13 protein-coding genes and 1 tRNA gene are annotated in these 14,039 nt (G+C 42.0%); 7 read left to right on the forward strand and 7 right to left on the reverse strand.

Features of this window, described 5'->3' with window-relative positions; translation table 11 throughout:
- Nucleotides 1-145 precede the first annotated feature (145 nt).
- Genes PROVRUST_RS02725 through PROVRUST_RS02735 form a run of 3 tightly spaced genes read left to right on the forward strand, consistent with a single transcriptional unit; the run spans nt 146 to nt 1,705 of the window.
- Nucleotides 146-391 (forward strand): hypothetical protein, encoded by a 246-nt coding sequence (locus tag PROVRUST_RS02725; protein ID WP_006813159.1) that lies wholly within the window; start codon nt 146-148, stop codon nt 389-391.
- Entirely contained in the window at nt 376-690 is a 315-nt protein-coding gene (locus PROVRUST_RS02730) for a HipA N-terminal domain-containing protein (protein WP_006813160.1), read from the forward strand. The genes PROVRUST_RS02725 and PROVRUST_RS02730 overlap by 16 nt, the downstream gene beginning before the upstream one ends.
- Complete coding sequence (locus PROVRUST_RS02735) at nt 683-1,705, forward strand: type II toxin-antitoxin system HipA family toxin (RefSeq protein WP_006813161.1); 1,023 nt, start codon at nt 683-685, stop codon at nt 1,703-1,705. The genes PROVRUST_RS02730 and PROVRUST_RS02735 overlap by 8 nt, the downstream gene beginning before the upstream one ends.
- A 75-nt stretch (nt 1,706-1,780) precedes the next feature.
- Here the strand turns inward: PROVRUST_RS02735 and PROVRUST_RS02740 are convergent, their stop codons facing one another.
- Together PROVRUST_RS02740 and ghrA are read right to left on the reverse strand one after the other, a co-directional pair.
- Nucleotides 1,781-2,335, reverse strand: coding sequence for a TorD/DmsD family molecular chaperone (locus tag PROVRUST_RS02740; RefSeq protein ID WP_006813162.1), 555 nt, complete (start codon nt 2,333-2,335; stop codon nt 1,781-1,783).
- Between the two features lie 444 nt (nt 2,336-2,779).
- On the reverse strand, nt 2,780-3,721 hold the full coding sequence (gene ghrA, locus PROVRUST_RS02745) for a glyoxylate/hydroxypyruvate reductase GhrA (protein WP_006813163.1): 942 nt from the start codon (nt 3,719-3,721) through the stop codon (nt 2,780-2,782).
- Between the two features lie 344 nt (nt 3,722-4,065).
- On the opposite strand from ghrA, the gene PROVRUST_RS02750 reads away from it, so the two are divergent.
- Nucleotides 4,066-4,155 (forward strand) — tRNA-Ser (locus tag PROVRUST_RS02750).
- Between the two features lie 12 nt (nt 4,156-4,167).
- On the opposite strand, the gene PROVRUST_RS02755 is transcribed toward PROVRUST_RS02750, so the two are convergent.
- From PROVRUST_RS02755 to PROVRUST_RS02775, 5 genes are all read right to left on the reverse strand, one after another.
- Entirely contained in the window at nt 4,168-5,679 is a 1,512-nt protein-coding gene (locus tag PROVRUST_RS02755) for an alanine/glycine:cation symporter family protein (RefSeq protein WP_006813164.1), read from the reverse strand.
- An 85-nt stretch (nt 5,680-5,764) separates the two neighbouring features.
- Nucleotides 5,765-7,249 carry an aldehyde dehydrogenase gene (locus PROVRUST_RS02760; protein ID WP_006813165.1) on the reverse strand — a complete coding sequence of 495 codons (1,485 nt, stop codon included), beginning with the start codon at nt 7,247-7,249 and terminating at the stop codon, nt 5,765-5,767.
- Between the two features lie 14 nt (nt 7,250-7,263).
- Entirely contained in the window at nt 7,264-8,130 is an 867-nt protein-coding gene (gene dapA / locus PROVRUST_RS02765) for a 4-hydroxy-tetrahydrodipicolinate synthase (RefSeq protein ID WP_006813166.1), read from the reverse strand.
- 16 nt (nt 8,131-8,146) lie between these two features.
- Nucleotides 8,147-9,394 (reverse strand): NAD(P)/FAD-dependent oxidoreductase, encoded by a 1,248-nt coding sequence (locus PROVRUST_RS02770; RefSeq protein ID WP_006813167.1) that lies wholly within the window; start codon nt 9,392-9,394, stop codon nt 8,147-8,149.
- 9 nt (nt 9,395-9,403) lie between these two features.
- The gene (locus PROVRUST_RS02775) at nt 9,404-10,354 is read right to left on the reverse strand and encodes a 4-hydroxyproline epimerase (protein WP_006813168.1); all 951 of its coding nucleotides are present in this window, start codon (nt 10,352-10,354) and stop codon (nt 9,404-9,406) included.
- Nucleotides 10,355-10,506: 152 nt separating this feature from the next.
- Between PROVRUST_RS02775 and PROVRUST_RS02780 the strand changes: the two genes are divergently transcribed.
- The 3 genes from PROVRUST_RS02780 (at nt 10,507) to PROVRUST_RS02790 (ending at nt 13,970) form a co-directional block, all read left to right on the forward strand.
- Entirely contained in the window at nt 10,507-11,331 is an 825-nt protein-coding gene (locus tag PROVRUST_RS02780) for a helix-turn-helix domain-containing protein (protein WP_006813169.1), read from the forward strand.
- 239 nt (nt 11,332-11,570) lie between these two features.
- Nucleotides 11,571-12,194 carry a CDP-alcohol phosphatidyltransferase family protein gene (locus PROVRUST_RS02785; RefSeq protein ID WP_006813170.1) on the forward strand — a complete coding sequence of 208 codons (624 nt, stop codon included), beginning with the start codon at nt 11,571-11,573 and terminating at the stop codon, nt 12,192-12,194.
- Nucleotides 12,195-12,203: 9 nt separating this feature from the next.
- Nucleotides 12,204-13,970: a bifunctional alpha/beta hydrolase/class I SAM-dependent methyltransferase gene (locus PROVRUST_RS02790; RefSeq protein ID WP_039854112.1), complete on the forward strand. Its 1,767-nt coding sequence runs from the start codon at nt 12,204-12,206 to the stop codon at nt 13,968-13,970.
- Nucleotides 13,971-14,039 lie beyond the last annotated feature (69 nt).

The raw sequence follows: 14,039 nt of genomic DNA on the forward strand, positions 1-14,039 counted from the left end.
CCTCTATAGCCTCTAAATATAACAGTGCGTATAAATAACAAACAAAAGTATCAACTATGATACTTTTGATCTACACTCAGACTATTATGCATGAAAAAAATGCGTTATCCCTAAAAAAGTATCAAAAGTGAACCTTGATAACATTATGAAACCACACTCTAACAACGATAAGCAAACTATCTACCTAACTCAAATTCAACAAAGTGAATTTAGCCAATTGATTAGTCAAGAGCTAAAAAAACAGAGAATTACCTATGAAGAGATGGCGCTACAGATTGGGGTATCTATTGCAACATTTAAACGCATTGTAGCAAATCCATTATCAACCAAAGCAATAAACTTACATTTATTACTTAAAGAATTAGGTTTTGAATTATGTCTCGAAAGGTAGAAGTTTGGCTTTACAATATTCCTGTTGGTATCTTAGCTGAAGTTACTAATGGCTACTCATTTCAATACTATCAACATTATGATGGTCAAAGTGTATCTTTAAGCATGGGCGTCAGGAGTGAACCTTATTTATGTGATGAATTACATCCATTTTTTAAGGGGCTAGCACCTGAAGGGTGGTTAAAAAAACGTTATTCCGAATTGCAAAAAATCGATCCCAACGATTTATTTGGTATGCTCATACAAAATGGCAATGATTTATTAGGTGCTATCACATTTAAAGAGATCGCTCATGAATGAAAAACACTGCCTAATTAATCTTAAAAAGCTTAATAACGAAGAACTTGAATTCGGCTATTCTCAAGTAGGGATTAACGAACTTTTTGGCAAAAATAGCCTCACTCTTGAGCTCCCTTTCACTCGTAGCCAGTTTATTCAAGATCAACCAGCAAACCAAACTGGAATGAGTATTTCAGGCTTTCAGCCCAAACTATCCTTACGTCTAGAAAATGGCTCATTATATGTTGCTAATAACAAAGGGACATTCATCCTAAAACCTTCCCCCGAAGCTTACCCATTTCTCGCTGAAAACGAGCATGCCACAATGACCGTAATGAAGCGACTAAAGTTTCCTACACCTCCCTTTGGTTTAATTCCTTTCCAAAGCTCCCTTGATAAGCCTAAAGAATTTGCGTTTATCATTCAACGTTATGACCGCTTGGGTAATGATGTCCAAAAGCTACATCAAGAACAGCTAGATGGTGCAATGGGAATCAATGACAAATATGGTAATGTTGATGGAACTAAATCGGTGAGTTATGAAAAAGCCGCTAAGTTTATTATTGAAAATGTGGATGACTCGTTGGCAAGTAAGCGAGATTTATTCCTTCGAATTATTTATGCTTATGTACTAGGCAACAATGATTATCATCTTCGAAATATCAGCATTTTACTTCCACAAAATAAAAAACCTTCTTTAGCACCAATCTATGATTTTGTGAGCATCGTCCCTTACCCATCTGTATTTACTGAATATTTAGCATTGCCACTACTTGAACTAGAAGAGAATGACTCTGATATTGCTCCTGGCCTTAATTCACAGTATGGAGAATATACTGGGGCTGATTTTATTCTACTTGCTCAAGGTATAGGGATTCGTAACGAATTGGCTAAAAAATTACTATTGAGAGTGATTAAAAGTCACCAATTAATCACCGATACTTATACTGAAAGCCATTTACCTGACGTTGATAAACTAGCAATTATAAAATACATCTCACGAAGAATGACATTACTGGGCATTATGCGTTTTTAAACTCTAAAAAACAGATATAAAGCAACCCATATTATTAAGCTATTTTATGGGACAGTAATTAAGTGACACTGTCACTTATTCACTATCGCCCTCAGACTCTAACTCATCACGTAATGCTATCACTGCATCTCGCGTAATTTGCGCTAAAATACGATAAAACGGCGTTGTGGCATGAGCTTCAACTTTACCAAGGAATGAACCGTACCAAGGTAAAATATAGCTATCGAGTAGTTCAGTTTGTGCGGCTGTTTCATCCTCTGCGGCTTGGTCTTCTAACCAAGAAGTCGCTAATAATAATGCCCCAAAAGTATCCGTTGGTGAATCTGTTAAGGGCATGCCTCTTGAGGTGAGAAATTCACGAATTTCCGCTTCGGAGATCTCTTCATCATAACGATGAGCGAATGGAGGAACCGTTAGTTCACTACCAAACATGCTTTGGTAATCCGCCGTAATAGCTTTGATATCGACCGCCTTTGCCATTTTCTCCCACTGATCATCCTGTTCGAGAGGCCAAGACGCCTTCAGCTTGTCTTGCGCAATGATATCAAGCAATGGTTTCACAAGAGCATCGTCTGGAGAACGCTGGAATAACGTACCTAAAATGCGACAGACGATTGAGAATTCGTTCATGGGTTTCTTCCTGTTTGCGATTTTCCTGCAATCACTTTTTCGTGATCATTATGGGATGCAGTATACCTGAAAAAACAGAAAACCACTCACTGAAGCCTGATTAGCACTAGATGGGATAGTAGGAATACGCTGCCAACAACCTGACAATGACAGATAAAATTAGAAAAGTATAACCTCGGATTTCCCTAACGACTTTTTGTTGTCACTAGGCGGCAAGGAAACACATCCCTAGGAGCATACACAAGTATGTGACTAGGGTGTGTGGACACCGCCAACAACCTGACAATGACAGATAAAATTAGAAAAGTATAACCTCGGATTTCCCTAACGACTTTTTGTTGTCACTAGGCGGCAAGGAAACACATCCCTAGGAGCATACACAAGTATGTGACTAGGGTGTGTGGACGCCGCCAACAACGTGACGGCGAAAAGTAGGACGGGAAATCAGTAGCCGCGGGACGTATCGACAATCCCCTCTGGACTATCTCCTGCTTCAATCCGCTGAATATTGCTCGCAATCATATCCATGGCTTCATTCGGTAATGTAAATGCTGCCACATGTGGTGTAATCGCTATTCGTGGATGCGTCCAGAATGGATGCATTTGCGGCAATGGTTCAGTCGCGAAGACATCGAGCGATGCCCCTGCCACTTGCCCTTTATCTAATGCACTGAGCAAGTCTTGCTCAATTAAATGTGCGCCACGAGCGAGGTTGATAATATAAGCATTGGGTTGTAATTGACTAAAGAGTTGTTGATTAAGGATCCCAATAGTTTCTGGTGTACTTGGTAGCAAATTCACGATTACACGAGTTCCCGATAAAAAATCGGCTAACTGTTCTTGTCCATAATAACTTTTCACTTTAGGAATTTGTTTTTCTGAACGGCTCCACGTTCGGACTTGAAGACCAAAACTTGCCAAACGTTTAGCAACAGCTTGCCCTAATGCCCCGGCGCCCATCACTCCAACCACAAATTCTTCATGCTTGTAGGCAGGAAGTTGTTTCCATTGACGTTGAGATTGCAGTTGACGATATTCGTCCATACGACGGAAGTAATACAACACTTTTGCAGTCGCATACTCTTCCATCTGAATTGCCATACCCGTATCTTCTAAACGCATCAATGGTACACCCGCGGGTAACGTTCCTGGATTGTCGTGCTCTTGTTTTAAAATCGCATCCACCCCAGCGCCTAATGCAAAAATACCTTTCAGCTCTTTACGTCCCGCTAAGCACTCATAAGGCGGTAGCCATACCATGGCATAATCTGCCTGCTGGTTATCTCCCGGCTTCCATTGACGAATATTGGCTTGTGGTAATCTAGCACGCATGCCCTCAATCCACTGATTGGCATCAAAGAATGGATGGTAAAATAAAATATTCATGGCAACTCCTTATAGGTTTCTACCAGAGTGTGCGTAATGGTGTTTATTTTCAAGTCACTGCGAGCAAATTACGCCGATAATATGGGGATTTTGTTAAGGAGTTAACGAAAGCTAGATTAATTGCTTGCAGTTTAAATAAACAATTAAGTGTGAATTTTTATCCAAGATAATTCACTAAAGATTAGATAGTAATCAAATTGCTTTTTATTTAACTCATCAACAGAAAAAAGGTGAAAATAACTTAATAGGGAGTTGACGGAAGGCGCTCTTTTCCCTATAGTAGCGCCCCGTTGTAGGACAAGTTTTGTATCGCAAATTCTACGACAGATTTAGATAGAAAAAACGGTGAGGTGTCCGAGAGGCTGAAGGAGCACGCCTGGAAAGTGTGTATACGTGCGAACGTATCGAGGGTTCGAACCCCTCTCTCACCGCCATTTCTACTTTAGTTATTCTTTTTCAGCTAATTTCTTAGCACCTTTTTCATTATCAATCTTATCGATACCAATACCTTTTGCATGGTACTCTCGGCTAATTTCTTCCCATAACTCTGCGTTTTCTATTCCCGCAACCTTCGGGTCAAACACCGGATCGACACCCAATTTAGTTTGTCTTTCATAATCTCGTAGCGCCCTAAATGCAGGTTTAGACAAGAATACGATCGCAATTAAGTTTAAGTAACTCATACTTCCAAAACCAATATCCCCTAATCCCCACATGATACTGACCGACTGTACGCTGCCCATAAAAACGATTCCGAGGAACACGAATTTCAATATGAGCTTAAGCACTGGATATTTAAGCTTGCGATCAAGGTAAACAATGGTGGTCTCCGCAATATAGTAGTAAGCCATTAGTGTCGTGAACGCGAATAAGAACACAGCGATGGAAACAAAACCTGATCCTGCAGATGTAAAGACCGTGGATACCGCCATTTGTGTCCAGGCAGTTCCTGCTGCAACCCCCGGAATATACTCCACTAATGCCGTTGCCGAGCCATCAGGGAAAACGTTGTACATGTTGGTGACAAGGATCATCAATCCCGAAGCCGTACAAACAACAACTGTATCAATATAGATAGAGAATGCTTGGATTAGACCTTGTTTAACAGGATGGCTTACTTCTGCCGCTGCGGAGCTAAATGTGGCTTCCCCAGCACCTGCAACGTTAGAGAATACCGCACGGCGAACACCCCATGAAACTGCCGTACCTACGATCCCCCCAAATACCGCATCCATTCCCAACGCACTACGGAATATTAGGCTAAACATACCTGGGACGCTTTCCCAATAGCTACTCAGGATGATGACCATCATTACCAGATATGCCAATGCCATAATAGGTACAATTTTATCTGCTGCACTCGCAATACGTTTTACACCACCAAAAATCAGCCATGCCATTAATACTGTCACCAACGCACCCGTCGCCATTGGTGGAATATTAAATGCCGTTTGGAAAGAGTCAGCGATGGTATTTGCTTGGATCCCAGGAACTAATACGCCATAAGAAAGACAAATTACGGCAGCAACGAAAATTGCAAACGGTTTTAATTTCAAACCTTTCTCGATGTAGTACGGAGAGCCACCTCGATATTGACCATCAGATCGCTGCTTGTAGATTTGTGCCAGTGTGGATTCAACAAAGGCGCTCGCTCCCCCTAATAAGCCCATCACCACCATCCAGAATATCGCCCCTGGGCCACCTGCGGCAATCGCCGTCGCCACCCCAGCAATATTACCGACCCCAACACGGCCAGAAAGGGCTAGACAGAAGGCTTGGAATGACGAGATCCCCTCTTTTGAGGCTTTGTTTTCTTTCAGTAAACAGACCATTTTAACGATGTAACGGAACTGAACACCACGGGTTGCTAATGTGAAATAGAGACCAACACCCAGAGATAAAAATACGAGAGCATTACCCCAGATGTAACCAACGAGCGTGTTTACGATGGCTTCCATATGTACTCCTCGACGATTGTAATTGTATTTGTGTGTATGCAAGGTGTGAAACCTGAGAGACGATAACTCTCAGGTTTATGTTGTTTTAATGATTAATAAGCCAAATAACTTTAGTTTGGGTGTATTGCTCAAAAGCTTCTAAGCCATTGTCTTTTCCACCAAAACCTGATTGACGGAAACCACCAAATGGCGTCGTGATATTGCCTTCGCTAAATCCGTTCACAGAAACTGTTCCCGCATTAATACGACGAGCAATATTCATGACACGATGGATGTTTTGACTGTAAAACGAGGCAGCCAATCCATAGTGGGTATCATTCGCTAAAGTCACCGCTTCATCATCTGTTTTAAATGAAGTGACAGCTAAAATGGGACCAAAAACTTCATGTCGAAATAGAGACATTTCTGGCGTAACAGCATCAAAGATAGTGGGTTCGATATACCATCCTGAGCCAAGGTCACTGCGTACTTTTCCTCCTACAACCAGTTTTCCGCCCTCTTTAATTGTGGAATCTAAAAACGATTTCACTTTTTCAAAATGAGCCTGTTCAATCATCGGGCCGATAGACACCGCAGCATCCATCGGATTACCGACTTGCCATGAAGCAACCGCCTTGGTCAGTTTTTCTAACAACGGTTTCTTAATATTTTCATGAACAATTAAGCGAGAGCCGCAACTACAGTTTTCGCTCATGTTCCAGAACGCTGCGGCCATAATATGAGGAATGGCCGCATCAATATCCGCATCCTCAAAAACCACTTGAGGGCTTTTTCCTCCACATTCCAAAACAATCTCTTTTAAATTACTTTCCGCAGAGTATTTCAAAAATAGGCGCCCAACCTCGGTTGAACCGGTAAATGACACCATGTCTACGTCAGGATGACGACCAAGGGCTTCTCCCACTTTTTCCCCTAATCCACAAACCAAGCTAAGTGCCCCTTTGGGAATTCCGGCTTCATATGCCAACTCAACCAAGCGATAAGCACTCAGTGACGTTAATTCAGCAGGTTTAACAATGACCGAGTTACCCACCGCTAATGCAGGTGCCACTTTCCATGCAAACATTTGGGCAGGAAAATTCCATGGTAATACTGCGCCCACAACGCCAATCGGCTCATGGACAATCAATCCCATTTCTTGGTTACCTGTTGGGGCGATTTTACCGAACAGTTTGTCGATGGCTTCCGCATACCAATAAAAGGTTTCTATCGTGGCGGGTAAATCGGTATTGAGGCATTCTGTGATCGGTTTTCCTGCATCAACACAATCTAGCGCAGCCAACTCTTCACTATGTTTTTCAATTAACTGTGCCCAACGTAACATGACTTGCTTGCGTTCTTGGGGAGATAACCCACTCCAGCTTCCCTCTTGAAAGGTTGAGCGAGCTACATTGACAGCTGCATGCACATCTTGAGCACTACCATCTGCAATGTAGCCAATCAAACTATTATCAATCGGCGTATAATTCTTTAGTTTTGCAGTGTGATTTTGGTAACCTGCGATTAAGTTTCCTGCCCACAATTGGCTCTGTTTGGCACGTTCAAAAATTTGTTCTTTGGTGATTAGCATGGGAAATTCCTCTTCTATGGCTTAATCAGCGCAAGAAACTCATCACGCTCTTGCTGGCTGATATTTGACAGTGGAAGACGAACCGGTCCCACTTTGAAGGTTCCTTTTAGGCAACCTGCTTTGGCTTTTTGGTTGTAGTTTCCTGACTCCATTGAGTAAATTGCCGGATAAATTTCTTGCATAATTTGTTTGGCTTTTGCCCAATCACCTTTTTGAGAAGCATTGAAGATAGCAACTTGCTCCGCAGGAAAGACGTTCCCAGCGCCAGCGATCCAACTTTTGGAACCCCAGAAGAAGAAATCCACCGGTTGATCATCACAACCACAAATCACCTCAAAGTTTTTAAATGGCATTTGCAGTAGATGCAGCGCTCGGCTAAAACTGCCGCTACTCTCTTTAATGGCCACAATATTGTCGATTTCTGCCAGTTTTATCACGGTGTCAATTTCAATTTCGATACCTATGCGCGCAGGGAAGTTATACATAATGATGGGCAAAGAGGTTGATTTAGCGACTTTTTCATAGTGCGCATAAACCCCTTGCTGGTCAGGTAAGCTGTATGGAGGTGGGGATAACATCAATCCTTCATAGCCCAGCTCTTTCGCCTGAGCTGCACGTTTGATTGCTCCGTCGGTAGACAGGTCGTTGATCCCTGCAATGAGTGTTACACGCCCTTTGGCAATCTTACTTACCGTGGTTAACACAGTTTTACGCTCATCTTCATTCAGTGCGTAATATTCTCCCGTTGTGCCACACACCACTAATCCGGTCACACCACTGTCAATGAGCTTTTCGGTCAGTTCAGCTAACGCAGTCATATTTAATGATAAATCATCATGAAATGGGGTAACTAACGGAACGAGGATGCCATGAAAATTCATTGTAATTCTCCTAAAATTAAAGAAAGCGCTTAATCGAAAAAGGTGAGCAATCGATCGGGGTCGGTTGCCCATGGATCATGTTATTAACGATGTCTGCGGTGATCGCCGCGTGTGTGAGTCCTAAATGTTGATGCCCAAAAGCAAACACATAAGGACCCTTTTGGTCGATGACGGGTAAAGAATCAGAAATTGTAGGGCGAAAGCCCATCCACTCACTATTATGCTGGCTATCTAAAGACCGCTTCAGCATCGGGTTCGCAAGAGGTAAAAAATGTTGTGCTCGTTGCATATTTGGAGGACGCTTAAGCCCTGCATATTCAACTGTTCCTGCAAGACGTAATCCCCCATTCATTGGGGTCATAATAAACCGACGATCCATGCTTGAAACTGGAACAGATAAGCGCCCTTTTTCTTTCGGGAGCATTAAGTGATAACCACGTTCAGTCTCCAATGGCACATTGATGCGGCTGACCATTTTCACTAAAGATTTTGAGAATGCTCCCCCTGCAATCACCACTTTATCTGCAACGAATATTCCTTGTGAGGTAGTGACATACGCTTGGCTTGCTGATGAGGAATTAATCGCAGTAACTTCACACTCCGTTAATACTTTACCGCCGAGCTGAACAAATGTTCGCTCTAAGCGTTGATGAAGTTCAGCTAACTCAACAACATGTCCGGTATCGGGATAAAACAATCCTCCAAGTTGGTTTTCTGCCAGCTCTGGCTCTCGGGATAATAATTGAGATTGGTCAAGTAACTGGTTTTTCACGCCAAGGCGGTTTAGGTAATCACCATGCTGACGCAATTTTTCTAACGTTTTCGGTTTTTCTGCCACCAGCAAAGAGCCTTGAATCTTGATTAAATCCTGCAATTGCCACTGTTGGGAAAATTCTTGCCATGCCCCTAAAGATGCACCATTTAGCATGCTGAGTGCGCGATGAATATGCATAAACGGCTTATGCCGCATGTTCCCCAATAATTTCAGTAGCCATGGTGTTAATGGCAATATGTAGCGCCAATCAATGCGTAATGCGCCTAAAGGGTCAAGTAACATGCTGGGGATTGATTTTAAAACTGAAGGGTCTGCCACAGGAAAAACCTGTTCCGTCGCAATATGCCCCGCATTACCAAATGAAGCTCCCGAGCCAATTTGGTTTTTATCAAGCAATAAAACGTCGGTGCCACGCTGTTGTATGGATAACGCGATGGTTAATCCAACAATGCCACCGCCAACGACAATCACTGAATATTGGTTATTCATGTGCTCACCTCACTTCACAGTGATCCCAAAACGGAAAGGATCTTTATCGTCGATAAGTAAGGTATTTTCACCGCTGATATACGCGTTACCTCGGATAGTCGGAATGATGCCATTAGCATCTGCGACTTGGTAACTGGCTTGGAATTGGCTACCAATCACACTTGCTTGATGCCAGATTTTGCCTTCGGCTAATTTATTGTCAGCCGCCAGACACGCCAGTTTTGCACTGGTTCCCGTTCCACAAGGAGAGCGGTCGTAAGCCCCACCAGGGCATAAGACAAAACTTTGGCTATCCGCATCATCACACTGACCAAACAGCTCAATATGGTCAATTTCCTGATTTTCTTTACCAAAAATAGCTTGGTCAACAAGGGCTTGTTTGATTTTCAAACAGATCTCAGTCAACGCCTTGGCATTGCCATAATTAATAGCTAGCGGTGATTTTTCGATTAAGAAAAACCAGTTACCTCCCCAAGCAATATCTCCCGTCACTGTGCCCACATCAGGAACGTTAACTTGTACTGATTTTCGGTAGCGGTAAGAATAAACGTTCTGAATACTCACGCTGCCATCTTCATGTAACTTCGCGGTCACATCACCAACGGGAGTTTCAATTAGATGCTCTCCGTAGCTAATGCGTCCCATATGGTGTAAAGAGGCAACTAAGCCAATCGTGCCATGACCACACATTCCCAAATAACCTTCGTTATTGAAAAAAATAACGCCTGCCGCCGCTTTAGGATTCACCGGTTGACAGAGCAATGCGCCCACTAAAATATCGTTTCCTCTCGGTTCCAAAATGGTGGTGCAGCGCCATTGATCATACTTTGAGCGCAATACTTCAAGGCGTGAAGCCATGTCGGTATTTCCTAAATCTGGAAAACCAGCGGTCACTAAACGCGTGGGTTCACCCGCGGTATGAGAGTCTATTACATCGATTTTTTTATATTTACTCTGCATGGCGTCATCCTTATTAATATTATTTGTTAATAGAATGCTTGATTAATGTAAACAACTCTTGATATCTTTCGAATCAATCCATGCGTATTTCTGCACAATTTAAAAATATTTAAGATAACTATTAAAATTAGTTGAATGCACTGGAGCGCAACATGATTGATTTAAATAAACTGTTGTCGATTAGTCAGGAAAACATGCTTTTCCCTGTTGATAATATTAACAACTTGTTAAATTATCTTGGATTGGTTATGCCTTTAATTAATACGCTTCCAAATGTGACGTTCTTTGTTAAAGACCGAAACGCAAAATATCTTCTCGCCAATGAAAATTTGGCAAAACGTTGCAAGATAGCCACGGTAAATGGGGTCATTGGAAAAAGTGCAGAAGATATCTTTCATACCGATTTAGGACAGAGTTATAGTTCTCAAGACTATTTGGTCATGCAAAAAAAAATCAGTGTCATTAATAAATTAGAATTACATCTATATAAGGCTGGATTGCTAGGTTGGTGTCTGACCACTAAAGTACCTATCTTTAATACTCATAACCAAGTGATCGGTGTGGCTGGAATTTCGGTTGATTTGCAAGATGAAAAATCCGTTAGCCCAAAATTAAATAGCCAATTAAGTCGCGTTGAGCACTATATTAGTCAACATTTTGACACGGCTATAAAAATAACAACTCTGGCAGAGATTGCGGGGCTTTCTTTATCACAATTAAATCGTCAATTTAAAACAGTATTTCATATTACACCTCAGCAATATATTCAGAAAAAGCGTCTCGAACATGCCATCGAATTATTAGAAGAGGATTATTCCATTACGGATATTTCTATCAAATGTGCTTATGCAGATCACAGTGCGTTCTGCCGTAAATTTAAAGAACTGACCACGATGACCCCGAGCCAATTTAAACGAATGCGCTCAAATATAGATAAAAAAACGACCGAAATATTTGATACTGTCGACTGTATTTAAAGCCAAAAAACACTTTTCATTCTAAGCCACGAAAAGTGTTTCTTAGTTCTTATCGATGCGTTATTTTCATTGATACGAACTTTTAGTCTCCTCATCGCTCTAATAATCATTCTATTTCCTAAGTTACTCAATATGATCATTGAGTAACTTAGGACAGGTCTTATTGTGGCAATATCACAATCGCGTATTGATATAGCATTAAACTGCACATTAATTGCAGTACATTTAAGGATGAGTTAATGACCATTTATGATCTGAAACCGAAATTTCAGGATCTGCTGCGCCCGATAGTTCGTAAGCTGTTTGATGCCGGAATCACTGCAAACCAAGTCACGTTAGCCGCATTAGGGCTCTCCATCATTGTGGGTGGGCTATTAACCCTCTTCCCTAATCCCTATCTGTTTATTTTATTACCGTTTGTGTTGTTTATTCGCATGGCGCTTAATGCCATTGATGGGATGCTTGCTCGTGAACACAATCAAAAAAGCCATCTCGGCGCAATGCTCAACGAACTTGGGGATGTTATCTCGGATGTCGCACTGTATTTACCCTTTGTGCTGATTTTCCCTCACGCATTCTGGTGGATTTTACTGATCCTCTTTTTATCTGTCCTGACCGAGTTTATTGGTGTTATTGCACAAGCTATCGGCGCTTCTCGCCGCTACGATGGTCCTATCGGTAAAAGTGACCGCGCTTTCATATTTGGTGCACTCGGATTATTTGTTACGATTTTCCCTCAGTTAATGGCTGCTAATTGGGTAAATTATCTTTTTGCCACTATTTCCCTCTTGTTGCTATATACCTGTTATAACCGTATTCGCCGTGCGCTTGCTGAGCTCAGCCCTGCATTGAAAAATAATTAAGGAACAATGATGAACGCTCAAACAGATTATTTGACACAACGTCCCGTCGTCGAATCGCAATTTACCACCAGTGACCATACTCCTCTGTTTTACCGTTACTGGCCTACAGAGCACACCACAGATAAAGCTGTGATCTTATTTCACCGTGGTCACGAACATTCAGGGCGAGTGGCACATTTAGTGGATGAGTTAAATCTTCCTGATTTTGCTATGTTTGCATGGGATGCCAGAGGTCATGGGCGAAATGAAGGGGCTCGAGGTTATAGTCCATCGATAGGCACATCAGTTCGTGATGTCGATGAATTTGTTCGTTATGTTTCCGATCAATATCACATCCCACTCGAAAATATTATTGTGATCGGACAAAGTGTAGGGGCGGTTTTAGTTTCTACTTGGGTTCATGATTACGCGCCTAAAATTCGCGGCATGGTACTTGCTTCTCCTGCTTTTAAAGTGAAACTGTATGTCCCATTTGCCCGTACTGGTCTGGGATTAATGCAAAAAATTCGCGGGCTGTTTTATGTCAACTCCTATGTAAAAGCCAAATTTTTGACTCACGATGAAAAGCGCATCGCCTCTTTCGATAATGACCCGCTAATCACGCGTCCAATTGCCGTTAATATCTTGCTTGAATTGTATACTACAGCGGAACGCGTGGTTGCTGATGCCGCTGCGATTACAGTCCCGACCCAGCTATTTATTTCAGGTAGTGACCATGTGGTGCATCACAAACCACAGCACCAATTCTATGAGCGGTTGAATACTCCTATTAAAGAAAAGCATATTTTACCGGGCTTTTATCACGATACTTTAGGGGAAAAAGATCGCCATATTCCCATTGAAAAAATTCACCAATTTATTGAAAAATTATTCGAGTTACCGCTCTACCAGCACGATTATCAATTTGAAGATACTTGGAGCACCAGTGCGGATGTTTTCCGGACACTCAATACACCGCTACCTGAATATTGCCCAAAAAATATCGTCTATAAAATTATGAGTAAATCAATGAGTACCCTTGGTAAAGCATCTGAAGGGGTACGAATTGGCTATGATAAAGGCTTCGATTCAGGCTCAACTCTCGATTATGTTTATCGCAATCAAGCTCAAGGTACCGGGCTATTTGGGCGAATTATTGATCGTCAATATCTCAACAGTATTGGCTGGCAAGGTATCCGCCAGCGCAAAGTGAATATTGAGAATATTATTCGCCAAGCTATCCGTGATTTGACGAATGATGGCAAACCCGTAAGGATCATGGACATTGCCGCAGGGCAAGGTCGCTATGTATTTGATGCTATCAATGACTATGGCAAAGTAGACTCTGTTCTATTACGCGACTATAGCCCGGTCAACGTGGAACAAGGTCGTTTGCATATCAAAGAACGTTATTTAGAAAATAAAATACGCTTTGAAGAAGGTAATGCTTTTGATGCTGATGATTTAGCTGCTGTTTCCCCTGCGCCAACATTAGGTATTGTCAGTGGGCTGTATGAACTGTTTCCAAGTAACGAGCTAATTCGCGCATCGTTAAACGGTCTATCTCGTGCAATTCCATCCGGTGGATTACTGATCTATACCTGCCAGCCATGGCACCCTCAAGTCGAGATGATCGCTCGTGTATTACCAAGCCATCAAGGTGGACAAGCTTGGGTAATGCGTTGTCGTAGCCAAGGTGAAATGGATGCCTTAGTTGAAGAAGCTGGATTCGAAAAGCTTAACCAATCTATCGATAACTGGGGTATTTTTAGTGTTTCTATAGCCAGACGACGCTAATCAATTTTTATTAATTAACTAGCAGGTTATGGGAATAACAACCAATAACCTGCGGTTTTTATTATCCCC

This window comes from Providencia rustigianii DSM 4541, from assembly GCF_000156395.1.
Taxonomy (GTDB): Bacteria; Pseudomonadota; Gammaproteobacteria; order Enterobacterales; family Enterobacteriaceae; genus Providencia; species Providencia rustigianii.

Excerpts from the sequence above, each read along its gene's own strand:
- PROVRUST_RS02730 (WP_006813160.1), top strand. The coding sequence starts at position 376 with ATGTCTCGAAAGGTAGAAGTTTGGCTTTACAATATTCCTGTTGGTATC.
- PROVRUST_RS02775 (WP_006813168.1), bottom strand. The coding sequence starts at position 10,354 with ATGCAGAGTAAATATAAAAAAATCGATGTAATAGACTCTCATACCGCG.
- PROVRUST_RS02785 (WP_006813170.1), top strand. The coding sequence starts at position 11,571 with ATGACCATTTATGATCTGAAACCGAAATTTCAGGATCTGCTGCGCCCG.
- PROVRUST_RS02740 (WP_006813162.1), bottom strand. The coding sequence starts at position 2,335 with ATGAACGAATTCTCAATCGTCTGTCGCATTTTAGGTACGTTATTCCAG.
- PROVRUST_RS02755 (WP_006813164.1), bottom strand. The coding sequence starts at position 5,679 with ATGGAAGCCATCGTAAACACGCTCGTTGGTTACATCTGGGGTAATGCT.
- dapA (WP_006813166.1), bottom strand. The coding sequence starts at position 8,130 with ATGAATTTTCATGGCATCCTCGTTCCGTTAGTTACCCCATTTCATGAT.
- PROVRUST_RS02780 (WP_006813169.1), top strand. The coding sequence starts at position 10,507 with ATGATTGATTTAAATAAACTGTTGTCGATTAGTCAGGAAAACATGCTT.
- PROVRUST_RS02790 (WP_039854112.1), top strand. The coding sequence starts at position 12,204 with ATGAACGCTCAAACAGATTATTTGACACAACGTCCCGTCGTCGAATCG.
- PROVRUST_RS02770 (WP_006813167.1), bottom strand. The coding sequence starts at position 9,394 with ATGAATAACCAATATTCAGTGATTGTCGTTGGCGGTGGCATTGTTGGA.
- PROVRUST_RS02735 (WP_006813161.1), top strand. The coding sequence starts at position 683 with ATGAATGAAAAACACTGCCTAATTAATCTTAAAAAGCTTAATAACGAA.
- PROVRUST_RS02760 (WP_006813165.1), bottom strand. The coding sequence starts at position 7,249 with ATGCTAATCACCAAAGAACAAATTTTTGAACGTGCCAAACAGAGCCAA.
- ghrA (WP_006813163.1), bottom strand. The coding sequence starts at position 3,721 with ATGAATATTTTATTTTACCATCCATTCTTTGATGCCAATCAGTGGATT.
- PROVRUST_RS02725 (WP_006813159.1), top strand. The coding sequence starts at position 146 with ATGAAACCACACTCTAACAACGATAAGCAAACTATCTACCTAACTCAA.